We start from the raw sequence: 23,713 nt of genomic DNA, 5'->3' as shown, positions 1-23,713 counted from the left end.
TTAAGGTTCAGGCATCTCCATGCCAAAAGTCACATCCGGTTCACCAAAATGAAACGGGAGATCCGTCCCCGCGTTTCAAGGTTCACCAAACGAAACGAGAGAACCGTCCCCGCGTTTCAAGCTTTGTCATAAATTTCTTTTTGTTCGTCTTCCCACCATAGGGGATCTTCTTCGTGTTGTTCTAGGACTTCTTGGATTTCGTCTTCATCTGCAACGGCAGGCGGGGATCCGCGAAGGGCTTTTCCTGATGTGTTTTCCACAAAGAAGGAGACAACGATTAAGCCAACAACACACGAAAAGATCAGATAAAAAGCGGGAATCATGATGTTGGACGTTAGGTTGATGAGCCAGGCGATCACGAGTGGTGCGGTTCCGCCGAATAGTGAGGCCGATAAATTATATGTGATGGCGAGTCCTCCATACCTGACGTTTGTGAAAAATAAAGATGGTAAGAGCGCGGGCATTGTCCCTTGGAAAGAGGCCAGAAACACCGCTAGAATCATGAGGCCTAAGAAAACCAAGCCATTATTTCCATTGTCAATTAATAAAAACGATGGGATCGACAACACGATTAATCCAATTAATCCCATTTGAACAATTCGGCGTCCGCCGATTCGATCGCCAAAGTATCCCATTATTAAGGTAATCGGGATCATGATGAACATGACGATTAAAATTAGCAGCAGACTTTTTGTTTCCCCGTATCCCAGAACGCTGCTCAGATGGGAAGGCATGTAAGATAATACCGCATAATCCACAACATTATAGAAGAAAACTAAAATCATGCCGACAATCAATGGCTTTTTATGATGGGTGATAATCTCTTTGATTGAGACCTGTTTCTTTTTCTTTTCTTCGATTGCTTCTTCCATTTTTTCAAAGACCGGTGTTTCTTCTAAGTGACTTCTCAAATAAAAACCGATAATCCCAATCGGTGCCGCCACGAAAAAAGGAATGCGCCAGCCCCAAGCTAACATAGCATGCGGACTTAACAGATAGGTCAACAAAGTCACAATGCCGGAGCCAAAGATATAACCCACTAATGTTCCAACTTCCAAACCACTTGCCAGTCTCCCACGACTTTTATCTGGAGTCGATTCCGCTATAAACGTCATCGCCCCCGCATACTCTCCGCCGGTTGAAAAGCCTTGAACGAGCCTAGCAACTAATAATAAAATTGGAGCCATTACACCTATAGTGGCGTAACCCGGTATAAAACCGATACTTAGTGTCGAGATCGCCATCATGATTAATGTGAACGCTAAGATTTTTTTCCTTCCGATTCGATCTCCCAGCGGCCCGAAGACCATCCCGCCGATCGGACGAACAAGAAAGGCAATCGCAAATGTTGCAAAACTATAAACTAACTGTGCAGAACCCGTCAATCCAGGAAAAAAGACTTTTCCAATCGTTGCCGCCAAATACGAATACACCCCAAAATCAAACCACTCCATGGCGTTTCCAACCGCCGTCCCCACGACCGCTTGTCTCGCCGCTCCCGGGTCCACAACCAAAATGTCATCTTTAAGTAATTGGTCCTTTGATCGTTTCCTCTTCGAAAGCCTCATTCTCTTTTTTGTTTCGTTTTCACTCATCCAAAAACCCCTTTATTTAGTTTTGCCTGATCTCCTCCTAAAGCATGTGGTGTATACGTTCTCCATTTTCGCTCGTCCAATCTTTAGTGGAGGATCACACGACTTGCACCCTAAGAGAAAGTGCTCCCATTACCCTCTTCCCTTAATTAACTGTCAATAAACCTACTATTTCTAGAAAACTTCTGCCAGTGAAACGGCCCGTTTTACCAGGGTATGATTCTGGCTCGCTCGATATTCGACCTTGATCGGCTGCACCGTTCCCCTTATTTTTTTACATAAAAAACCCCCGGTTCGGATAGGAACCAAGGGGCGATTAAATAGATTAAAAATTACTGTCATAACTGACATCGAGATCGATATTACCGGAAATACCGTCGATTGTTCCGGTGCTTGTGTACTGCCAAATGTCCGCATTCATCCCGAGTGTGGTGTTATAGCGGGCCAGCCAGATTTTTGTATCGCTTGGCCAAGTGTTGGTATTGTTCTCGAGATAAGTTGTCCAATACCAATAGGCTGCATAAACTCCTACTTTTGTCTGCCCGAGCGCCTGCAGTTCATTCAAAAAGGAACTGACGCATGCCGGAGAGTCATTCTCCCACCAGTCTGAATCAATGCCGTTGGTTGGAGTTTGTTCCACATCTTCAAAGGCATAGCCGGTAAAAGCATAGCCAGTTTGTGCTTGTGTCTGGGACAATACATCATTAAAATGCTCCGCTTCCGCAATTTGCTGGTCAGCTGTTGCTGCCGAATTGCCGATCATATGATAGGCATGAACCGATAAACCAGCATTTCGTGCATACTTATAGTAAGTATAAAATTGCGGATCCGTATAAGTTGTTCCTTCGGTTGCTTTAATAATGACAAAGCTGTATCCATCACTTTTAAGATTGTTAAAACTTGTCTGTGTAAGTGATTGATAGTGGCTGACATCCAACCCATTTAACGTTGTAGTGGATGGCGTTGTGCTTGGTGTTGTTGAACTCGTTGTCCCACTGCTTGGCGGCGTCGAATTCGTGGTGCCACTGCTTGGCGGAGCCGAAGAACCGCTGCTTGGCGGCGTCGCGCTTGGTGTTCCGCCGCTTGGCGGTGTCAAACTCGTTGTCCCACTGCTTGGCGTTGTGGCCGGTTTTGTAAAATGGCTCTTGTAGATCCAGCCGTTTTTATTTGTGCCAATAACATGGACATGGTACATTCCATTTCCACTTTCTTTCACATACACTTGTTCATTAGGTGAGAGGACCGATGTATATTTTGTATGGGAAGAGTTCGTATACAGTTTGGAAGTCGCATAAAACGTTTTTTTCGTCAGCGTGCCGGTTATGTTGTTGGCTACGATATAACCGGTGCTCCCGCTAACTGTAACCTGATAACGACCGTTTGACTCGTTAAAGGTTGTTATAGCCTTTCCACTGTTAACCTTCTTTTTATACGATGTTCCTGTTGCAGAGGTGTATAGCTTGGACGGGGTCCATGTATATTTTGCCTGCGGCTTGATAAAATGGCTTTTATAAATCCAACCATTTTGATTAGTGCCGATGACATGGACATGGTACATACTATTTGCACTTTCCTTAACATATACAGTCTTGTTGACTGCTAACACATGGGTAGACTTAGTGTGAGAAGATGTTGTATACAATTTGGAAGATAAATAGACCGTCTTCTTCGTCTTTGTGCCCGTTATATTATACGCTTGGATATAGCCTGTTTTTCCGCCTGCACTTACTTTGTAGCGGCTGCCCGATTTGCTGTAAATCGTTACTGCTGTACCGCTATTAATTTTTGCAGAATAGGCCGTCCCGGTTGCTGCTTTATAAAGATTTGACGGCGTCCACGTATACATCTTGGATGCGGCGGAAGCATCTCTTGTAAAACCAAGCGAGAATAACAAGAAACCCGCAAACAACATAAAAATTAACCTTTGCAATCTGCTCCATCCTTTCTATTAACAATGACTATTATAAACAATGAATCTATGAAATTTATCAACAAATGGTGAAAAGGAGAATAAATGAGTAAATGTACCCAAGTTTAAGAAAGGATCTTAGAATTTCCAAAACTTCCTTTGAAAGTTAGCATAAATAAAAAAGAACACCCAAATCAGTTACGATTGGGTGTTCTTTTTCTAAATTCTTATTTTGCCATATGCTTATATTGACGCTTTGGCTTTCTTGGCCGCCAAATGAATTCAAGAATTTTATAAAATAAATGAAGAATCTTAAAAACGATACATCCGAGTGCTGCACCCGTGGTATTTAAAATGACATCGTCAATGTCTGTCCATCTTGTTGGCATTTTTAATTGAGCGAGCTCGATACAAATTGACAACAAGCAGCCTATAAAGACAACCAACATAAACGCTCTAATTTTCTTAAAAGTCATCGGAAGAAAAAAGCCAAACGGCATGAATAAAGCCACATTGCCGAACTCATTGATAATAAAATATCTGGCGTTTGCCTGGTGATAATCATCCATTATTTTAAATGGATCCAGATTGACCCCTCCTGTTGCACTGGTTCCGATCCCTAAATTTGCGGTGGGCGTCATCGTGAAATGGTAGATAAAAATCAAAGAGCCAATTAAGAGTATTGCTTTTATAACCTTTAACATAGCCCTCTCCTAGTGTTCAATTTTTTAGTGCTATTCTGTTGCTCGCTTCACTGGAACAGGACAACCGTCCCTGCGTTTCCCCTTAATGAAACGAGAGAACCGTCCCCGCGTTTCCCTGCGTTTCACTTATCGATCATCTTAACGGCAAGGGATTTGAGTGTGTCGATGTCTTGTGGTGAGAACTTAGATTTATATTGAGCAACGAGCTGTTGCTTGTCCGCTTGTGTTAAATTCCCTCTTGCTATTCTAACGGCAATATCCTTGAGGTCTGCTGCTGAGAAATCGTTAGTTACGATACTAACGAGTGCTTTTTTATCTTGTAAAGTGAGATGGTTTGGATCAAGCTTAAGTGTATGGGCTTGGGCTTCCTGTATCAATTCTGGATTATTCGTCAACTTAGCGACTTCTTCTGGTGTCAGAGACCGGCTCACTTTGTTAACGACTTTCTGAGCGACATAATTCGTTGCCTCTTTATAACCAAACCAGATCAGTATCCCCACAATCACTAACGCAACAAAAATGGTGATCAACTTCTTCACTCTACCACCTTCTTTCTATCAAATAAGTGTACCACTTTTTTAGAGCCTATTGTGGGAACAAATAAAATGAAATCGTCTCCAAATAAATAATTTTTCCCATAATATAAACGAGACCAGCAACACTTCATAATTACACTTTTAATCGAGTACTGGATACATTAATCAAACGTTTGTTTAATACTTTCTGCTGTGCCTAACACCCTGATATGCCTAGTTGGAGGTGCTTCATTGAAACGGGAGAACCGTCCCTGCGTTTCAGTTGGAGACGCTTCATTGAAACGGGAGAACCGTCCCTGCGTTTTAGTTGGAGACGCTTCATTGAAACGGGAGAACCGTCCCCGCGTTTCAGTTGGAGACGCTTCATTGAAACGGGAGAACCGTCCCCGCGTTTTAGTTGGAGACGCTTCATTGAAACGGGAGAACCGTCCCTGCGTTTCAGTTGGAGACGCTTCATTGAAACGGGAGAACCGTCCCCGCGTTTCAGTGCCCCCGCGTTTCAGCCGCGTTTCAAAATTGAATGATTCCTATTAAAAAGCAGAGACTAATTTATATAATTTCATTCACAATATAAAGGGTGAAGGTATGAGCTTTCCAGCGAGCATTGAGGAGTTAGATCGTATAAAGAGAGCGTGCATTTCGATGGTGAATAAGCGGGCGGCGGCTTCAGGGGCGATCTCGGCCATCCCTCTTCCCGGCGTCGACATTGCCTCTGACTTTGGAATCTTAATGAACCTAACCAATAAGATAAATGCCAAGTTTGGTTTGACGCCAGAGATCGTGGACGAGTTAGATGACGTTTCCCAATCGATTATTTATACGGTGTTAGATAAGACCGGCAAAAAGCTCATTTATGACTACTTAAAGAAGCGCGGCATTTCCGTTTTAAAGAAGATCGCTCTCAAAAATTTGAAAAAGCAGGCAGGAAAAGAGGCGGCTAAATCATTGGGTAAATTCGTCCCTTTTATCGGTCCCATCGCAGCTGCCGGAATTGGATTTACCTCGATGAAAATCGCCGGGCATCTCCACATTAATGAGTGCTACGAGATCGTGAAGCGTGTAATTGAGGAGAAGGAAAAGAACGCCCCTGGATATTGAGGACGTAGACAGCTCCGATGGTAGGTGATATCGCTTCATCGATGGTCTGTAAGCCTGCTTCTTTATAAAAACCAAAAGGCGAGTTTCAGCCCCTTGATATCAGGTGCATCAAAACTCGCCGCTTACTTAATCCTCATTTAGGCTCAATCTCAGCCACGTCTCTTCCAAATTTCTCCGTAGTCTCCAAAGAAGCCGCCAATTCCAACAAAAATAACCTTTTCCTCTCACAAACCATCAAAACTTATAATTGGTTCAAATTACCAATTAATTTTCTCTATTAAAGTGGATAGGCTAGTAAAATTAAGGAAGGTGGTCCCGTGCTAGCCTCTGTTGTGATCATTATTATATCTGCCTTATTGACTTATTTTTTCGGTGATTGGAAGCACTGGCAATCCTACCATACGACTATGCTTTATGTTTCAATGATGAATCTGACTTATGAAATCCTTGCCTACAACCACTCGTTGTGGGAATATCTGCCCGGCTTAATACCCAAACATACTTTTATGACCTTATTAACTATTTTTGTTGTTTTACCAACTATCACCTTAATCTATCTCAGCCATTTTCCAGAGAACCTTAAATGGCAATTTCTTTATGTTGCTTGCTGGGTCCTTGGTTCCACTCTAATTGAATACTGTATCACCAATCGTTTTATCATTTATAAGAACGGTTGGGGCATAGGCTGGTCCTTACTTCTCTATTCGTTAATGTATCTGATGTTAAACCTGCATCATAAGCGGCCTATTTCTGCCTACATTATCAGTTTTATTTGTGTGCTTTTTTTTCTTTATTGTTTCAGAATTCCTTTTAGTTCCATGAAATGAATCAAAGACTTTGCCGGAATCCATCATCTGTGAGCGTTAAATAGTTTGTCTTTGTTTTAATCCTTTAATTAAGACTTCCACTACTTCACGCCGAGAAAATTCAGGTGGTGGCATGATTCCTTCAGCTAACATTTTCCTAACCTTGGTTCCAGATAGGATGACGCGGTCTTCCTTCGTATGTGGGCATGTTTTATTGGAAGCCATCCCCTTGCATTTGTAGCAATAGAAGCTATGTTCAAAGAAGAAGAGCTCAATTCCGAGTTCCTCTTTTGTAAATTGACTAAATATTTCTTGTGCCTCATAGGTCCCATAATAATTCCCTACACCTGCGTGATCACGTCCGACAATAAAATGCGTACACCCATAATTTTTGCGGATCATGGCATGATAGATCGCTTCCCTTGGACCGGCATAGCGCATCGCAGCTGGGAAGATCCCGAGCATACTTCTTTCTGTTGGGTAATAATTTTTGAGTAAGACTTGATAGCTTTCCATTCGGATATCCGCTGGAATGTCATCGGCTTTCGTTTCTCCCACTAAAGGATTGAGGAATAACCCGTCCACTGACTCAAGGGCTGTCTTTTGTATGTACTCATGGGCTCTGTGAACCGGATTACGCGTTTGAAATCCAACTACCGTCTTCCAGTTTTTCTCTTGAAACCTCTCTCTTGTGTCTTTTGGGGTAAAGAAAAAAGGTTCAAAAGGGGCTCCAGTTGGTTCTTCAAGGACTTGAATTTCCCCTCCAATATAAATATCTGGGCGATCCATAATCCGTTTGACCCCTGGGTGAGCAGTCTCAGTTGTTTTATAAACATTGAGTGCTTCTAATTGTTTATCAGGCGTGTATTTATCTTCTACTTTAAGTATGGCAACGATGTTTCCCTCTTTTGACTGTAAAGCGACCGAATCCCCTATAGGAATCTGTTGGCTTTGTTCCTCTGTTATGGCAAGGGTAATGGGAATACTCCAAATCAACCCTGACGCTAACCTCAACTCATTGACAACACTTATATAATCCTCTTCTTTCATAAATCCTTTAATTGGGGAAAAGGCCCCTATCCCTATACAATGAATATCATTTAAGTTAGCGGAATCCACTGTAATTTTCATCATTTGTCCTGCTGCTCTTAATAATAAATCTCTTTGATCCGGCTCTCTTACAATTTGGTCAACCAGCTTTCCTCCATGCGGTACACTAAGTGTCATTTTGTCTCCTCCTCTAATCCCTAGAAAAACAATCGGATTAATACTTTTTAAAAATTGTATCGTATTACGATATAAATTTCAATCCTTATCTTTTTACGATATAATCATCGATAGATAAGGAAGGTTGATCGTTATGAAAAAGCCACTTTCAAAAGATGTCTATATCTATCTCTCTGAGTTCAGATATCAATTACGGAAGTTCCTCAATTTTAGTGAATCTGCTGCTCGTGAAGTCGGGATTACCCCGCAGCAGCATCAATTACTATTAGCGATAATGGGATTTCCCAATCGAAATGCTGCCACTCCGCGCGAGTTGGCAGAAAGGCTCCAGATTACCCATCATTCTTGTGTGGGACTCATCGATCGCTGTGAGCAGTTAGAGTTAGTCCATCGCAAAAAAAATCCGGCAGATGGAAGAAGTGTGTTAGTCGAACTAACAAGTAAAGGGGAAAAGATTTTAGAGCGCCTCTCCGAAGTTCACCTCGAAGAAATCAACCGGATTCAATTCTTAAAAAAATTTGATGAGAACTAACTTTGCTGAAATGGACACCCAAAAGTCATTCTCTAAAAATGCCTTAATGGCCAAGCGGTGGATCGCACTAATTTAGCGCATAATATTCCACGGTTGACGAATAGTAACTATATAGAGAACAACCGATATCTAGTCCAAAAGACTCCCGCAAGCCGGCATGCAGCACTTCAAGAAGAAGTCCACGATGGAACAGCAACCCGGCCGGCTGACAGATGCCGGGCGGATCGTAGGACGACGAGACAGGGCGGCTGCCTAATGCCAAGCGATTCGCAGGACGTCGTCGGCAGGGCGGCTGCCTAATGTCAAGCGATTCGTAGGACGACAGGACAGGTTCTACTATTGGCCATCTGACCGGAGTCAAAGTTACAAGGTGAACGGATCGCCTAAATGGGCCAGATGTCCGTTACAGGAGCCGACCCCGGATTTCAAAGTCTAGCGGACATGAGTCCGTTAGACAGCCAAAAAGACAGTATTCAAATTAGAGAAGGGGTGTGTCCATGGATATACAAGGGAGCTCGTCAACTGACCGATTCATTCCTGTCAGCTCGGTGGCACACGGCAAGGGACAGCAAGTGGCAGCCGATGTCTATTGTTTGACAACTAAGATTGTCAATTTGTGCATGGTAGGATCGCCCGGTGAAGGCAATGACTTTGTCCTTGTCGACGCTGGAATGCCCAATTCTGAGAAGATGATTATCAAAGAGGTTGAGGAGATGTTTGGCGAAGGAGCCAAACCGACTTTTATTGTTCTGACTCATGGACATTTTGACCATGTTGGCGCACTGATCGACTTGGTAAACGAATGGGAGGTCCCTGTCTTTGCGCATGAGCTTGAGCTTCCTTATTTAACAGGACAAAAGAGTTATCCAAGACCGGACTCTAGCGTTGAAGGCGGTTTGTCCTCTAGGTTATCGTTTATGTATCCCACTGAGCCGATTAACCTTGGTGATAAAGTTCATCCATTACCTGAGGACGGGTCGGTACCAGGACTAATTGGCTGGAGATGGATTCCGACGCCTGGACATTCTCCCGGTCATATTTCCTTATTTCGGGACAGCGACCACTTCTTGATTGCGGGAGATGCGTTTACCACCACCCGACAGGATTATCTTTGGGACGTTATTACACAAGATCTTGAAATTTATGGGCCTCCCCGCTATTTAACAACCGATTGGGAGCAAGCCAAGAAATCGGTTCAGGCTCTTTTTGCCTTAAAACCAAACTATACTATCACAGGACACGGACGCCCTGCCTTTGGTCCTTGGCTCGCCGAAAACCTCGAAAAACTAGCCAAGGATTTTGACACCATTGCCTTACCCAACCACGGGCGCTATGTCGATCATTGAGACAAAGGGACGGTTCTCCTGTTTCTGAAACAGGAGAACCGTCCCTGCGTTTCACTCGTTTACTTTTTTATCCCGCGATCAATCATTAATGGTGGCTGCTCCATCCAGGCATGATCGATCATGATGTTGGCGCCGTCTTCCACATATAATGACACATCAATCTGACATTTCGTATACATGGCTCCAATATCCCTTCTTCCATTAAGGGAAGCGCCATTGGCATATTCTCTAATTTTCATTGAAAACATATCGATTTTATGGAACATCATGAGTTTTTCTGAAAAGACCTGTATTTTAGATGGCGTCACTAAATGGTCTAGTAACGACGGAGCTGGCAGGTTATCTTCATTCAGCTTAGCCGAGAGCTTATCGATATGTTTCTGATTGAGCCGAATACCTCGTTTGAAATAATTTTTCACCTTTTCCGTTTTAGCCCCTTGAAGAAACCCAAGCATCAGCGCCTTACTGGTCACATCATTATTAATACAACCAAATAGATGAGCCACTTCTAACCCATGAAGTGGTCTCACATCTCCAAAATAGCCTTTCAGAAAGCTCTGCTTGTCCACATAATCAATTCGTCTTGGACTTGTAACACTTGGCGCATTTTCCAATCTTCCTTTTGCCTTTAGAAGATCATTCACCATCATCATTAATCTCGTCGTCTCATGAAGACAATGAACAATGAAATCCCTGATTGCCGTATTGGTGATCAAAGGAATCCCGACACTGTATATACTCATCCCTGCTTTTCCCACGTACTGTAAATAATGGAGGTAAAACTCATCATAGAATAATCTCGGTGCCTCCCAATTAACATCTTCTTCCTTAAAACCAACGGGAACAGGAAAATCATTTTCTTCAAATATCTTTTTTATAGTACGGGTAAAGTCATGACTCAAATCCAGAGCAAATTCTAGAATTTTCTTAATGTCCGGGTCATCCACGTGTTTGAGAAAATAACCAATCGTGCATGCCCCCATTGAATTTCCAAGATAAGAAGCCCAAAGCTTCCCCATTTCCGTTGCCGTTAACTGCTCACCTGTTCTACTCAACAACAAATCTCCCTTTCTTTCTTAAATAAAAGATCAGTTAGCGATCATAATTGAACTTTTCTCTTAAAGAATACAAAGGATGTCTTCGCAAATAATAAAACCAATAGCGAAATCGATTCGATCTCCTGCTGTCGATCAAAATGAAACAAAGAGTAGCCGCAATAACCAACCAAAATACTCTCTTCACAACGTTCACCCCTGACTATACTTAACTATCCTTTAATATCCCAAAAAAATACATAAATATGTTACATTCTCACAATAGAGTACTTTTGTCCTAGCCAAACTACCATTTCCTCTTTCAGGTTGGCGTTGCCTTCCTCGTGTGCGGTGTGTGCGTCGGTGCCTTCATTGCCCACTAATCGAAAGAAACACCTCTTTACCTGTGCATTGGAGCTTCCATTACACAAAAAATTAATAGATGCTCCCTCCCCCGTAGGCAATGAATGGTAAGCAAGCGAGCCTTGCACTCGAAAATGGCTGTGCGCCACAAAAAAATGAGGGGCATGCGACACTTGCACACGAAAATGGCCACACACTCAAGGGAAATGGTGGGCAAGCGCGCCTTCCGCTCGAAAATGGCCGCGCACAAGAAAAATGGTGGGCAAACCACACTTGCACACGAAAATCTCCGTATGCCCAAGGAAAATGGTGGGCAAACCACCCCTGCACTCGAAAATCGCCGTCCGCCACAAAAAAATGGTGGGCAAACCAACCTTGCACACGAAAATCTCCGTATGCCCAAGGAAAATGGTGGGCAAACCACCCCTGCACTCGAAAATCGCCGTCCGCCACAAAAAAATGGTGGGCAAACCAACCTTGCACACGAAAATCGCCATGCGCACAAGAAAAATGGTGGGCAAGCGCGCCTTCCGCTCGAAATAGACGATGCACATTTTTAAGAGTCTCTATCCTATGACACATAGAAAACTGATTTGCTGACATAATAAGAACAAAATCCTTGAGTCGGTGATCTAACTTGAGAACTCTATATTTTGTTTCTATTATTATTCATGTCGTGGTCACGTTTATTGCTTCTTTTTCCGTCCTTGGCAGGAATAGGCGTATTGAAAATAAACAGGATCGAAAAATGTATATCGCTTTAATGATTGGTGGTTTTGTTTGGTCACAGTTACAGACGGAGTATTTGATTTGGCGTATTCGGAGAAATACTGAGAAGTCCTTGGATAAAAAATGGTAGAGTGTCGCTACTTTTTTAGAGGTGGGGTCAAAAGTCTAACTTTTGGGGCTCCGTTTATTCGAATTGTCTAAATCGCCATCTTTTTATGAGCGCTTAATAGCAGAGTCCTCTAGGTGTTCGTATACGCTAGAGGCTCTTTTTTTATCGTACATAGCAAGGCAAGGATCCCATCCCACAAAGAATTCCCTTCCAAAACCCAAACACTTTGAATTGACGCAAAAAGCTTAATACATTTAATAATGCTATTTTAACCAAACGGATTGACCCTTCTTATGTACCATGATAACGTTCATCTTAATCGAATCATAAGAGAAAAGAGAGAAGCCATCATGAAAATGACAGAAAGAAAGAAGCTTGGGGTTTTCGCCTTAACCATTATTAGTATCAATACTATATTAGGCTTGAAAAACATTCCGTTTGCCGCAACAGTCGGTCCTTCTGCCATCCTTTTTTGGGTGATCGCGGCCTTATTATATTTTATTCCCATAAGTTTGATCGTAGCGGAATTATCAACGACTTACCCGGACCAGGGCGGTGTCACAGCATGGGTAGAGCGTGCATTTGGTGAAAAGGCAAGCTTCCTGTGCGGCTGGTTTTATTGGGTGGCGAATTTCACGTATTATCCGTCCCTTCTCCTAGGCATAACGGTCAATATTGCGTATGCCATTAACCAGCAACAACTGATTAATAATACATGGGTAACCACCCTCCTCTCACTTATCATTTTTTGGGTGATGACTTTGTTAACGTTGCGTGGAACACAGATGAGCGGAAAGCTTGCAGCTATCGGCACGCCGCTTGGTTTAATCGTACCCGTCATTTTGATATTTGGTTTTGGTTTTGTGAGCATTTTTACCGGCCATCATTCGGCCACGGAATTTACAGCAAGCACCATGATGCCAACTAATCTTTCACTGAATACTGTCATGTTTTTATCAACTTTAATGTTCGCTTTTTCCGGCATGGAAATGCTTGGAACGATTGCAGAAGACGTCCATCAACCACAAAAAACATTTCCTAAAACGATTTGGATCTCTTCTGCCATTATCGGAGGCGTTTATATTCTAGGAACCATCGCCTTCCAATTTGTCATTAACATTGACCCTAAACAAACGGCAACCGCACTCTATCTATTTGCGGACCAGATAACGAAACAATTTGATTTACCTTTTCATCTCACTCAAATTCTAGGAATCTGCTTTGTCATTTCAATGCTCGGAGCCTTGTCCTTCTTAATTTTGAATCCAACTGTCGTCTTCTATAAAAGCGGGAAAAACCTGCTTCCTAGAACATTGACCAAAATCAATAAGGCCAATATGCCGGCCAACTTAATTCTTTGGCAAGCCGTTGGCGTCTCCGTCATTTTAATCTTGTCCGGATTCGTCCCAACCATTTCGGATGCTTTGAATATGCTGATCTTAATGGCTACCCTTGCCTTCTTTATTCCTTATGTCTTTTTGATCTGTGCCTATATCAAATTGCGGAAACAAGACACGCAAACGATCAGACCGTTCAAGGTAAAAAATAATAAGGTAGCCTACTCGATCGCAGGCATCGGATTGTTTTCCGTCGTCGGAACCATCCTGTTAACGTTAATTCCATCACCAGGTACAACCGTTGCCCAATACGCTCCCCTTATTATCGGACCCATCGTCTTTGCCCTATTAGGATTCTGGTTCTACCAACTAGGCACAAAAGGAAAAGAAAAAGAAAAACCCATAAACAAAGCAAGCTAATGCCCCACTACTAAAAAGGATTCCGCATTGCCCTCCATGCGGAATCCTTTTTCCTATCTAACCCGCCGCCCAATGGCGTTAGGTCAGTATTTGGGAAGGCGCAAAATCCGAGAAGCCCTGGGCCAGACTCACGCATCCAGCGCGAAATCCTAGAAGATTGACCATTTATCCGAGAAGATCACTAAAAAATCTGAGAAGCTTCCCCTTATATCCTAGAAGGTCACCAAAAAATCCGAGAAGGTTTGTCAAAAATCTGAGAAGGTGACACAAAAATCATAGAAGCTCTCAGCCAGCCCACCTGCAAGAAGCCAAAATCATAGAAGCTTCCCCATTTATCCTAGAAGGTCACTAAAAAATCTGAGAAGCTTGGCCAAAAATCTTAAAAGGTGACACAAAAATCACAGAAGCTCTCTCCCGGCCCACCTGCAAGGGAGCGAAATCTTAGAAGGTTGGCCATTTATCCGAGAAGGTCACTAAAAAATCTGAGAAGCTTGGCCAAAAATCTTAAAAGGTGACACAAATATCACAGAAGCTCTCACTCGGCCCACCTGCAAGGGAGCGAAATCTGAGAAGCTTCCCCTTTTGTCCGAGAAGGTCGCTAAAAAATCTGAGAAGCTTGTTCAAAAATCATAAAAGGTCAGCCAAAAATCTGAGAAGCTCTCGCCCGGCCCACATGCAAGGGAGCAAAATCTGAGAAGCTTCCCCATTTATCCGAGAAGGTCACTAAAAAATCCGAGAAGCTTGGCCAAAAATCCTAAAAGGTCTGCCAAAAATCTGAGAAGCTCTCACTCGGCCCACCTGCAAGGGAGCAAAATCCGAGAAGCTTCCCCTTTTGTCCGAGAAGGTCACCAAAAAATCTGAGAAGGTTTGTCAAAAATCCTAAAAGGTCTGCCAAAAATCTGAGAAGCTCTCTGCCAGCCCACCTGCAAGGGAGCGAAATCTGAGAAGCTTCCCCACTTATCCGAGAAGGTCACCAAAAGATCCGAGAAAGTTTGTCAAACATCATAAAAGGTCAGCCAAAAATCTGAGAAGCTCTCAGCCGGTCCACCTGCAAGGGAGCGAAATCCTAGAAGGTTCTCCATTTATCCGAGAAGGTCACTAAAAAATCTGAGAAGGTTTGTCAAAAATCATAAAAGGTCAGCCAAAAATCTGAGAAGCTCTCACTCGGCCCACCTGCAAGGGAGCAAAATCTGAGAAGCTTGGCCATTTATCCTAGAAGGTCACTAAAAAATCTGAGAAGGTTTGTCAAAAATCCTAAAAGGTCTGCCAAAAATCTGAGAAGCTCTCGGCTTGCCCACCTGCAAGGGAGCGAAATCCTAGAAGGTTCTCCATTTATCCGAGAAGGTCACTAAAAAATCTGAGAAGGTTTGTCAAAAATCCTAAAAGGTGACACAAATATCATAGAAGCTCTCACTCGGCCCACCTGCAAGGGAGCAAAACCCGAGAAGGTTCCCCATTTATCCGAGAAGGTTTGCCAAAAATCTTAAAAGGTGACACAAATATCACAGAAGCTCTCGACCGGCCCACCTGCAAGGGAGCGAAATCTGAGAAGGTTCCCCACTTATCCGAGAAGGTTTGTCAAAAATCTTAAAGGGTGACACAAAAATCACAGAAGCTCTCACTCGGCCCACCTGCAAGGGAGCGAAATCTGAGAAGCTTCCCCATTTTTCCGAGAAGGTCGCCAAAAAATCTGAGAAGGTTTGTCAAAAATCCTAAAAGGTGACACAAAAATCACAGAAGCTCTCACCCGGCCACCTGCGAGGGAGCGAAATCCTAGAAGGTCACCAAAAAATCTGAGAAGGTTTGTCAAAAATCCTAAAAGGTCTGCCAAAAATCTGAGAAGCTCTCGGCTTGCCCACCTGCAAGGGAGCGAAATCCTAGAAGGTTCTCCATTTATCCGAGAAGGTCGCTAAAAAATCTAAGAAGCTTGGCCAAAAATCTTAAAAGGTGACACAAAAATCATAGAAGCTCTCACTCGGCCCACCTGCAAGGGAGCGAAATCTGAGAAGCTTCCCCATTTATCCGAGAAGGTCACCAAAAAATCTGAGAAGCTTGGCCAAAAATCTTAAAAGGTCAGCCAAAAATCTGAGAAGCTCTCGACCGGCCCACATGCAAGAAGCCAAAATCATAGAAGCTTCCCCATTTATCCTAGAAGGTCACTAAAAAATCTGAGAAAGTTTGTCAAAAATCATAAAAGGTCAGCCAAAAATCTGAGAAGCTCTCACTCGGCCCACCTGCAAGGGAGCAAAATCCGAGAAGCTTCCCCTTTTGTCCGAGAAGGTCACTAAAAAATCTGAGAAAGTTTGTCAAAAATCATAAAAGGTCAGCCAAAAATCTGAGAAGCTCTCACTCGGCCCACCTGCAAGGGAGCAAAATCCTAGAAGGTTCTCCATTTATCCGAGAAGGTCACTAAAAAATCCGAGAAGGTTTGTCAAAAATCTTAAAAGGTGACACAAAAATCACAGAAGCTCTTGGCCATCCCACATGCGAGGAGCAAAATCACAGAACCTCTCAGCCGGCCCACATGCAAGGGAGCAAAATCACAGAAGCTCTCACCCGGCCCACATGTAAGGAGGCAAAATCACAGAAGCTCTCACCCGGCCCCAAGCACAAGCACAATTTACCCACCCCCTCCCGTTTAAGAAGGTCAATTGGGGCATAAACTACCCCTTGAAATGGAAATCCGTTCATTGTACTTATAGGTGGGAATGGGCTAGAATAATTTGTAAAAGGAAGGTTTTATAATTTTAAGATAGAACAAATATAGCCAAAATTAAGGAGAGAGGATTATTGAAATGAAACGATTAGTTGCTTGGGCAGTCATGGTTCTTTTTTTAGTCATTGCTGTCTCAGGCTGTACCAAGACACCCAAACCGGAAGATGCGATGAAGGCGTTTGTCAAAGACTGGGGCGCTCAACATTTTTCCAGTATGTATAAGGATTTATCAAGTGCATCCAAGAAATCCATCTCAGAAAAGGATTTTGTTACTCGTTATAAAAACATCTACGAAGGCATGGACGCCTCTAACATTAAAGTCACCTTCGACCAGCCGAAAAAGCCCGAAAATCCGAGTAAACTAGAGAAAACCGCTTATACTTATCATGTCAAGATGACTACCGTTGCGGGACCTGTCTCTTTTTCTGGAAAAACGACCTTACATAAAGTGGGAAAGAAAGACCAAATGAAGTGGACCATTGATTGGACACCTGCCATGATTCTTTCCAAATTGAAGCAAGGGGACCTGGTCCGTGTTTCGACATTACCTGCTTCTCGCGGCCAGATCTTTGACCGTAATGGCAAGGGTCTTGCGATTAACGGAGAGGCCGTTCAGATTGGTCTCTATCCCCAACAACTGTCGGGGCATGAGGATCAAACCCTCCCTGCCCTTGCAAAACTCATTGGTTTCCCAAAAGATTATATCAGCCAACAGCTCAAGGCCTCTTGGGTGACGCCGGAGACCTTTGTTCCCATCAAAACGGTGAGCAGTTCGAGCACGGACTTGATTAAAAAAGCGAGCCAGCTTCCAGGCGTTTTAACGGAAAAAACACCGGCTCGAGTGTACCCTTGCGGTGAAGCCTGCGCCCAGCTTACTGGCTATGTTGGTCAAATTACCAAAGAACAATTGGATAAAATGCCGGCAAGTAAAGGATACAATGAGCATTCAGTCATAGGTAAACAAGGCTTGGAACTCGTCATGGAGAACACGCTTCGTGCCCACGACGGAGCTGAAATTTACATTACTGACAAGGATGGAAATAAATTGTCCACCGTCGCTAAGAAAGCGCCGGTCAATGGAAAAGATGTTCATTTGACGGTCGACACCCAGACGCAAGAAGCCATTTATAATCAACTTAAAGGTGAGGAAGGAACAGCCGCCGCGATTAATCCGACAACCGGTGATGTCATGGCTCTCGTCAGTTCCCCTTCCTTTGATCCCAATGCTTTTGTTCTCGGCCTGTCGCAGTCAGACTATCAAAAACTGCTAAATGATCCTAAGAAGCCTTTAACAAATCGTTTCACCCAAACCTTTACGCCTGGTTCCATTATCAAACCTTTAACCGCGGCCATTGCTCTTAAAAATAGGGCCATCACTCCATCTGACACATTTAAAATTAAGGGTACAACCTGGCAAAAGGACGGTTCTTGGGGAAATTACCATGTGACCCGGGTGGACAGTTTGCCAAGTGTCAATTTGCAGGAGGCGTTGGTTTATTCGGATAATATTTATTTTGCCAAGACCGCTCTTAAGTTAGGCGGCAAAGCTTTTGCTGACGGACTTACCCAATTTGGTTTTGGCGAGAAATTACCGATTGATTATCCATTTGAGGCCTCTTCTATTTCTAAGAACGGAAAACTGGACTCCGACTTGCTCGTTGCCAATTCGGGGTACGGCCAAGGCCAGCTGAGCGTTAATCCGCTGCATCTTGCCACCGACTACTCGGTTTTTGTTGATAAAGGCAATCTGATTCAGCCAAGACTCATCCAAACGTCTGATGCACCTGCCTACTGGAAGAAAAACGTCATCAGTCCAAAAATTGCAAGCACCATTTATCAAGATCTCGTTCAAGTAGTCAACTCCCCGTCAGGCACAGGCTACAACCCGCAAATCAGCGGGGTCTCACTCGCTGGTAAGACAGGGACCGCCGAGTACAAAGAAACTCAAGGAACGACTGGACGCGAGGACGGTTGGTTTGTCGCCATGGATACAAAGGCGCCCCACCTCACCGTTGCCATGATGATTGAAAATGTCCAAAAGAAAGGCGGCAGCCACTTCGTCGTCAATAAACTAAAAAACGCCTTTGCTGACATGAAGTAAATCCAGTGCCGCATTAGCAAATTCCCCATAAATATAAGCCATTCTCAGGATGACCTTCCCGAGAATGGCTTTTTTATTTAGGTATCTCGTTGCGGCTTCGATAACTTAGCGCAACAGTATGACTCTATTCCCCTTATTAACCGTTTTCCAATGAGTAGCTTAACGTTATAGAATTAAAGCTAATATTTATTAGGTGAGTTTTGCTCTGTTTGGATTCTTTGAATGGATCTCAATGTTTCCCTATCTAGTGTGACAGCCAACTAATCAGCATTGCTGTGACACACAAATGCCCTTCGAAATAGTGGGGGCTTTGATGTGTCGTCGTCTCACAGGCCCGTCGCTCGGCCATCAAAAGGAAAGCCAGCAACTTTTTGCCGTTTCATTATTTAAAATAATTAATGCCTATTGCTTCTCTTACCTCAAATAGGGTTTCTGCTGCCACTGCACGTGCAGTCTGACTTCCTTTTTTCAAGATCTCTAACACAAAATCGATCTGTTTTTCATACTCTATCCGTCTGTTTCGAATAGGTTCTAATTCTGCTTGGAGGATGTCGTTCAAATAACGTTTCACTTTGACGTCTCCTAAGCCGCCTCTTCTATAATGCTCTTTCATTTCTTCGAGTTTTACTTTATCTGAGCAGAAGGCATCCAGGTAAGTGAAGACTGTGTTGTTCTCTAATTTACCCGGATCCTCTACCCTAATATGATTGGGATCGGTGTACATGGACATGACCTTTTTTTGAATAACGTCTGGAGAGTCTGACAGGTAGATGGCATTATTTAATGATTTACTCATCTTGGCTTTCCCATCAATACCAGGCAGTCTCCCTGAACCTTTTTCCGGAAGTAAGGCATTGGGTTCGACTAGGACCTCTTTTTCATAGATCGAATTAAAGCTTCTTACAATTTCTTTTGTTTGCTCGATCATGGGTATCTGATCGTCGCCAACTGGAACCACCGTTGCTTTGAAGGCTGTTATATCCGCTGCTTGGCTGACTGGGTAAATCAGAAATCCAGCAGGCAGGCTCTCGTTAAAATTCTTTTCCTTAATTTCGTTTTTTACCGTCGGATTCCTTTTCAGCCGAGCGAGCGTTACTAAATTAAGATAATGCATAGTCAATTCATTGAGCTCTGGAAGTTGTGATTGAACAAAGATGGTCACTTTAGCGGGATCAAGGCCTACCGCTAAGTAATCTAAGGCCACCTCAGTAAGGTTTATCCTAATTTTTTCGGGATTTCTTGCATTATCGGTTAAAGCTTGCTGATCAGCAATCATAATGAAACTGTTGTACTGGTCTTGTCGCTGAACGCGATTTTTCAAAGAGCCTATATAGTGACCGATATGAAGCTTACCTGTAGGGCGATCTCCCGTTAATAAAATTTCCTTTGCCATCGTGTTCCTCTCCTTAAGCATTTATTTTAAAATATAAAAAACTCCGACCTAAATTAATAGGACGGAGTTGATATCCGTGTTGCCACCTAAATTGTGTCATGACTGCCAACCACACCACGACACCACTCATTTTCAAGTACAAACATACTCTATCCGCTGTAAGGTGCAGCCCACCACTTAGATACTCTCATTATCGATTTCCCCTTGTTCCTTTGAGGTCCATTCATTAAATTCCTTCTTGCTAGGCTCTCAGCTCCCCTAACTTTCTGTAATGAAGCTAAATTCAACTACTTCTCCTCTTCATAGGACAGGTTAATATTCAATTGTATTTACCCTATACTATAATCTTACCGTTTCCAAAGTCAATCCTCATTACGCTATGTATCCTCGTTCGTGTCGAATAACGTATTCTCGTTACGCTTCCCTCTGAAAACGGCCTTGATATTCGGTATTAGCGTATTCTCGTTACGCCTATCCAAATTAGGCGTAACGTCATTCCTCTATTTCCCGTTTTTTAACCACTTTACAAGGTTTAGTGTAACGACATTCCTCTATTTCCCCTTTCCCGCTATTAGCCGCACCAGCCCCTCTGAGCCCAGGCATTATTCAGGCCTTCCTTCCCGTGTTTTTGAAGCTCCAGACGGGGGTTGTCAACAATTCTATTTTTCTGTTTATTTTTGTCTCATCAGATAAGTATATGTTTTAAAATGTCAAGTAAATAAATTGTGAAAAATGTGTCATAAAAAAAATGACTCGTTTTGTCGAAATGATTGTGTTTCTAGAGTGAGAATTTATAATCAAAAAGGTAGTTTTAATTTATTTAGTAGAAAGAGGCAGGTAAAGTGGATCTTTTAGAGTTAATTAATAAAAAACGTGACCAAATGATTAACCTGGGATTAACAAGAGGATTGACTGATAAAGAGACGATTAAATGCAGCCAATCACTGGACGAACTTCTGAATATTTATCGTAAGCAACAAGCAACAAAGAAATTAACTCCATTTGTAAGCTGAGCATCCCCCACAGAACTTATCTCACAGCCCTTGCATGCCGTTGGTTAGCCATTCTGCCACATTGCTCTTTCTGCGTCAGTTAATGAATTGATTCGATCAGATTCGACGGTCAGTCCACTCCTTAGTTTGGCTGGGACCGATTCTAACTGACGACTGTGCAATATGGAATCCACACATTCATAAGAACCACCAACATAGGTCCAAAATATATCCATATCCGTAGCCACACACCATGCCTTATCTTCAGGAAACCAATATTCTGGTGGTTCACAACGGCTTTTCTCAAACTCGTCGCTCCCTAAATCATGAATACAGCCATTGAAAAGGTAATATCGTCGATTGGGCTTACTAACAAGTGGGTGCCCTGTTTTTTTTAGTTGCCCGACGCGCCCTTCCCAAACTAGGCACCAAATGGAATCCGGCGTTTGGGTAAAAGGAGCAAGGAGATTGGCCAATGCTTTTAATTGACTGTTCGGCATTGAGTAGGGAAGCTGGCCATCCCAAGGTTTTTCGGCTAAGCGCTTTCCTTTTATTGGCGTTCCGATCGATTCAAATTGCATTTCTGGATGGTAAATCCGCCCAGACCATTGAGCAATCTCTGCCCACGTGACCGGTTGCCCATCCTTCAAGCTCGTTGCCGGGTGAAGAATCCGCGCGTAGGCCTCAAAGCCTTCTGGGATAACACTTCCAGCCAAATAACTTTCAAACGGATACAGCTTATCCATTAACCATTTTGCCTTATGAATGTTAGTTGAAGGAGATAACATAGAATCACCCTTTCACCGAATTGTCGTTACATGGTCGGGAAGAAACCACACGGAACGATAAGAAGCTAGTTGGATTCAACTAAGAGACTGATTAATTCTCATCCACTAACTTTAAAATCCCGAGTCGTTAGGCTAACAACACTAATTCTTATCCATCAAAAATGAAAAAAGCATTTTCAACTCTCCTCTTCCCCCGAGCTTTTCGAGTCTAGATAAAACTCCCTTTTAAATAAATAGGAACAAGATTTGAAATCTCGTTATATCTTTACAAAAATTCATCATTCCTCATAGAGAGCCTGCTCCTAGACGTTCTATTGTTAATGAACTTCTCCTAAGGTTCCTCCATGTCGAGGAAGTCGCTTTGGAAGTGTTTTCCCTACGACATAGAGAATCCGTTAACACTTTTTTAAATATTTTCTCATAACCCCCAAAGGAATAGGCACCTACAACCACTAAGCACCTTATTAAGGGTCACCCAGTCATTTTTACAAAAAATAGGATAAACTAACAGAATAAAGCATTAAGTTAAGAAGCTTTAGGATGAGAGGACCTGAAATGATTGTACTCGTTTTAGTAATTATGGGAATTAATGTTTTCTGGTTTTTTATGCCGAAGCGATTAACAGGCGCCGAAATGTTGTATGCCTCATTTTTCGCTATTGCCTTTCAACAGTTTATTGATGTGTACCTTGATTTAAAATTGGATTTATATGGTTACTTCAATAAAGGCGTTGATTGGGGTTATATTTTTGTTATTTTAGGTTTTTTCCCCGGTTTAAATTGCATTTTTTTAAATTTTTATCCATTTAATAACACTCTTTTAAAAAAGGCAATATACATAGGAATGTGGGCACTTTTTAGTACATTGTATGAAGAATTATCGATTCATTTAAGTTATTTCTATTATCACAATTGGACTATTTGGTTTTCCATTCCAATGTATCCGGTTTTACTAATAATTAATATACAAAGCCTCAAGTGGTTCAGACATTTGAATAAAGATAGCTTGTAAAAAGAATCCTTTAGAAGTTGTGAGAACAACTATTGAATTCAAACTAACCCCCTTTCAGGTATAAAAATGAACGAAGATGGCTTGATGGAAAACATCTAGTCGTCTTCGTTTTCTCGAAAAGACGACGTCATAAATTGATTGTGTTGATCAAGCGTCTTCCCCTCTTTCTTTTCCTCTCTATTTATTAGGATGCGCTATCGCATAGGTTTATTAAGTCATTTTCAGATATATGTAAAAGGAATGCAGGTCTTGCTGCATTAAATTGCTGCACTCCTAATGGGTGACGGCGTTTAATTTAAGCGGATTAGTGTTCTTCTCTAAAATCGTCTTTCCCTCTTCATTCTCACACCTTTTTAATTTAATTTCATTATTTAGAAAAGGGGGGCGCTCCTCGTGTTTATCCACCCGATTATTGGGCAATAATCATGATTAGTTGTAAATACAAGTGTAACTACAAATGAGGGGGATCCGCTTGAATTTCAGTTATAAGCAGGACCTTGTTTTAATGGTCAGGTCGTTATATTTTTGTATGGAAGAGCAATGGGCCGAATTAGCGAGGATCTACGACATTTCACCCGCCCAACAGCATATTTTATTCATACTTACTACGAATCAAAAAACACTAACCCCTTCTGAAATTAGTGAGATTGGTTATTGGCACACCTCTACCGTTTCTAGACTTCTTAAGCCATTAAAGGACAAGGGATTTATAACCGTCAATCAAGATCCAAAGCGTAACAGGTATAAACAAGTAACGATTACCCCTACAGGTGAAGAGATTTTCCAAAAGATCATAAAAACGATAACGACAAAAGATTTCTTTCCTTTTAAAATGAGTTTTTTAACTGAACAAGACTTGGAGAATTTCTTGAAAGTAGGTCAGAAGATACTCGATACCAATAAAGGGGTTTCTTTAAGAAAAAAAATATTTAATGCCAAGATTGAAGGCGTTAATTATACTTAACGATCA

General features: G+C 42.5%; 18 protein-coding genes and 1 other annotated feature. Of the genes, 10 read left to right on the top strand and 8 right to left on the bottom strand.

Annotation, left to right across the window (positions count from 1 at the left end; genetic code table 11):
* Window positions 1–116: 116 nt before the first annotated feature.
* The 4 genes from PU629_RS02690 to PU629_RS02675 all read right to left on the bottom strand — a co-directional run bounded on the left by PU629_RS02690 (window position 117) and on the right by PU629_RS02675 (window position 4,744).
* Window positions 117–1,595 (bottom strand): MFS transporter, encoded by a 1,479-nt coding sequence (locus PU629_RS02690; RefSeq protein ID WP_275282730.1) that lies wholly within the window; start codon window positions 1,593–1,595, stop codon window positions 117–119.
* Between the two features lie 322 nt (window positions 1,596–1,917).
* Window positions 1,918–3,522 (bottom strand): glycoside hydrolase family 25 protein, encoded by a 1,605-nt coding sequence (locus PU629_RS02685; protein WP_275282729.1) that lies wholly within the window; start codon window positions 3,520–3,522, stop codon window positions 1,918–1,920.
* A gap of 206 nt (window positions 3,523–3,728) precedes the next feature.
* Window positions 3,729–4,205: a VanZ family protein gene (locus PU629_RS02680; protein WP_275282728.1), complete on the bottom strand. Its 477-nt coding sequence runs from the start codon at window positions 4,203–4,205 to the stop codon at window positions 3,729–3,731.
* 122 nt (window positions 4,206–4,327) lie between these two features.
* Complete coding sequence (locus PU629_RS02675) at window positions 4,328–4,744, bottom strand: hypothetical protein (RefSeq protein WP_275282727.1); 417 nt, start codon at window positions 4,742–4,744, stop codon at window positions 4,328–4,330.
* Window positions 4,745–5,326: 582 nt separating this feature from the next.
* Here PU629_RS02675 and PU629_RS02670 point away from each other — a divergent pair.
* A complete protein-coding gene (locus PU629_RS02670; protein WP_275282726.1) occupies window positions 5,327–5,839 on the top strand; it encodes a hypothetical protein in 513 nt (170 codons plus the stop codon).
* 317 nt (window positions 5,840–6,156) lie between these two features.
* Complete coding sequence (locus PU629_RS02665) at window positions 6,157–6,666, top strand: CBO0543 family protein (RefSeq protein ID WP_275282725.1); 510 nt, start codon at window positions 6,157–6,159, stop codon at window positions 6,664–6,666.
* Window positions 6,667–6,702: 36 nt separating this feature from the next.
* On the opposite strand, the gene sat is transcribed toward PU629_RS02665, so the two are convergent.
* On the bottom strand, window positions 6,703–7,872 hold the full coding sequence (gene sat, locus PU629_RS02660) for a sulfate adenylyltransferase (RefSeq protein WP_275282724.1): 1,170 nt from the start codon (window positions 7,870–7,872) through the stop codon (window positions 6,703–6,705).
* A 133-nt stretch (window positions 7,873–8,005) separates the two neighbouring features.
* Between sat and PU629_RS02655 the strand changes: the two genes are divergently transcribed.
* Entirely contained in the window at window positions 8,006–8,404 is a 399-nt protein-coding gene (locus tag PU629_RS02655) for a MarR family winged helix-turn-helix transcriptional regulator (protein ID WP_275282723.1), read from the top strand.
* Between the two features lie 497 nt (window positions 8,405–8,901).
* Complete coding sequence (locus tag PU629_RS02650) at window positions 8,902–9,750, top strand: MBL fold metallo-hydrolase (RefSeq protein ID WP_275282722.1); 849 nt, start codon at window positions 8,902–8,904, stop codon at window positions 9,748–9,750.
* 59 nt (window positions 9,751–9,809) lie between these two features.
* Here the strand turns inward: PU629_RS02650 and PU629_RS02645 are convergent, their stop codons facing one another.
* Window positions 9,810–10,805 (bottom strand): DUF3231 family protein, encoded by a 996-nt coding sequence (locus PU629_RS02645; RefSeq protein WP_275282721.1) that lies wholly within the window; start codon window positions 10,803–10,805, stop codon window positions 9,810–9,812.
* Window positions 10,806–11,320: 515 nt separating this feature from the next.
* Here PU629_RS02645 and PU629_RS02640 point away from each other — a divergent pair.
* From PU629_RS02640 to PU629_RS02630, 3 genes are all read left to right on the top strand, one after another.
* Window positions 11,321–11,707, top strand: coding sequence for a hypothetical protein (locus PU629_RS02640; protein WP_275282720.1), 387 nt, complete (start codon window positions 11,321–11,323; stop codon window positions 11,705–11,707).
* Between the two features lie 628 nt (window positions 11,708–12,335).
* Window positions 12,336–13,742, top strand: a complete 1,407-nt coding sequence (locus PU629_RS02635; RefSeq protein ID WP_275282719.1) for an APC family permease — start codon at window positions 12,336–12,338, stop codon at window positions 13,740–13,742.
* Window positions 13,743–16,537: 2,795 nt separating this feature from the next.
* Entirely contained in the window at window positions 16,538–18,559 is a 2,022-nt protein-coding gene (locus PU629_RS02630; RefSeq protein ID WP_275282718.1) for a penicillin-binding transpeptidase domain-containing protein, read from the top strand.
* Between the two features lie 382 nt (window positions 18,560–18,941).
* On the opposite strand, the gene trpS is transcribed toward PU629_RS02630, so the two are convergent.
* Complete coding sequence (trpS, locus tag PU629_RS02625) at window positions 18,942–19,952, bottom strand: tryptophan--tRNA ligase (RefSeq protein ID WP_275282717.1); 1,011 nt, start codon at window positions 19,950–19,952, stop codon at window positions 18,942–18,944.
* A gap of 54 nt (window positions 19,953–20,006) precedes the next feature.
* Window positions 20,007–20,265, bottom strand: a binding site (T-box leader).
* A gap of 529 nt (window positions 20,266–20,794) precedes the next feature.
* Between trpS and PU629_RS02620 the strand changes: the two genes are divergently transcribed.
* A complete protein-coding gene (locus tag PU629_RS02620; protein ID WP_343076301.1) occupies window positions 20,795–20,965 on the top strand; it encodes an aspartyl-phosphate phosphatase Spo0E family protein in 171 nt (56 codons plus the stop codon).
* Window positions 20,966–21,009: 44 nt separating this feature from the next.
* On the opposite strand, the gene PU629_RS02615 is transcribed toward PU629_RS02620, so the two are convergent.
* Window positions 21,010–21,732 carry a hypothetical protein gene (locus PU629_RS02615; RefSeq protein WP_275282716.1) on the bottom strand — a complete coding sequence of 241 codons (723 nt, stop codon included), beginning with the start codon at window positions 21,730–21,732 and terminating at the stop codon, window positions 21,010–21,012.
* Between the two features lie 555 nt (window positions 21,733–22,287).
* On the opposite strand from PU629_RS02615, the gene PU629_RS02610 reads away from it, so the two are divergent.
* Together PU629_RS02610 and PU629_RS02605 are read left to right on the top strand one after the other, a co-directional pair.
* On the top strand, window positions 22,288–22,743 hold the full coding sequence (locus PU629_RS02610) for a CBO0543 family protein (protein WP_275282715.1): 456 nt from the start codon (window positions 22,288–22,290) through the stop codon (window positions 22,741–22,743).
* Window positions 22,744–23,215: 472 nt separating this feature from the next.
* The gene (locus PU629_RS02605; protein ID WP_275282714.1) at window positions 23,216–23,707 is read left to right on the top strand and encodes a MarR family winged helix-turn-helix transcriptional regulator; all 492 of its coding nucleotides are present in this window, start codon (window positions 23,216–23,218) and stop codon (window positions 23,705–23,707) included.
* Window positions 23,708–23,713: the final 6 nt, after the last annotated feature.

The organism is Pullulanibacillus sp. KACC 23026 (assembly GCF_029094525.1).
GTDB lineage: Bacteria > Bacillota > Bacilli > Bacillales > Sporolactobacillaceae > KACC-23026.
Note: the sequence above shows the minus strand (reverse complement) of the source record. Positions and strands in the feature narration are given on the sequence as shown.

What these genes read in the sequence shown, in the direction of transcription:
- PU629_RS02690 (WP_275282730.1), bottom strand. Translation starts at nt 1,595, where the DNA reads ATGAGTGAAAACGAAACAAAAAAGAGAATGAGGCTTTCGAAGAGGAAA.
- PU629_RS02680 (WP_275282728.1), bottom strand. Translation starts at nt 4,205, where the DNA reads ATGTTAAAGGTTATAAAAGCAATACTCTTAATTGGCTCTTTGATTTTT.
- PU629_RS02670 (WP_275282726.1), top strand. Translation starts at nt 5,327, where the DNA reads ATGAGCTTTCCAGCGAGCATTGAGGAGTTAGATCGTATAAAGAGAGCG.
- sat (WP_275282724.1), bottom strand. Translation starts at nt 7,872, where the DNA reads ATGACACTTAGTGTACCGCATGGAGGAAAGCTGGTTGACCAAATTGTA.
- PU629_RS02655 (WP_275282723.1), top strand. Translation starts at nt 8,006, where the DNA reads ATGAAAAAGCCACTTTCAAAAGATGTCTATATCTATCTCTCTGAGTTC.
- PU629_RS02650 (WP_275282722.1), top strand. Translation starts at nt 8,902, where the DNA reads ATGGATATACAAGGGAGCTCGTCAACTGACCGATTCATTCCTGTCAGC.
- PU629_RS02635 (WP_275282719.1), top strand. Translation starts at nt 12,336, where the DNA reads ATGAAAATGACAGAAAGAAAGAAGCTTGGGGTTTTCGCCTTAACCATT.
- PU629_RS02630 (WP_275282718.1), top strand. Translation starts at nt 16,538, where the DNA reads ATGAAACGATTAGTTGCTTGGGCAGTCATGGTTCTTTTTTTAGTCATT.
- trpS (WP_275282717.1), bottom strand. Translation starts at nt 19,952, where the DNA reads ATGGCAAAGGAAATTTTATTAACGGGAGATCGCCCTACAGGTAAGCTT.
- PU629_RS02615 (WP_275282716.1), bottom strand. Translation starts at nt 21,732, where the DNA reads ATGTTATCTCCTTCAACTAACATTCATAAGGCAAAATGGTTAATGGAT.
- PU629_RS02610 (WP_275282715.1), top strand. Translation starts at nt 22,288, where the DNA reads ATGATTGTACTCGTTTTAGTAATTATGGGAATTAATGTTTTCTGGTTT.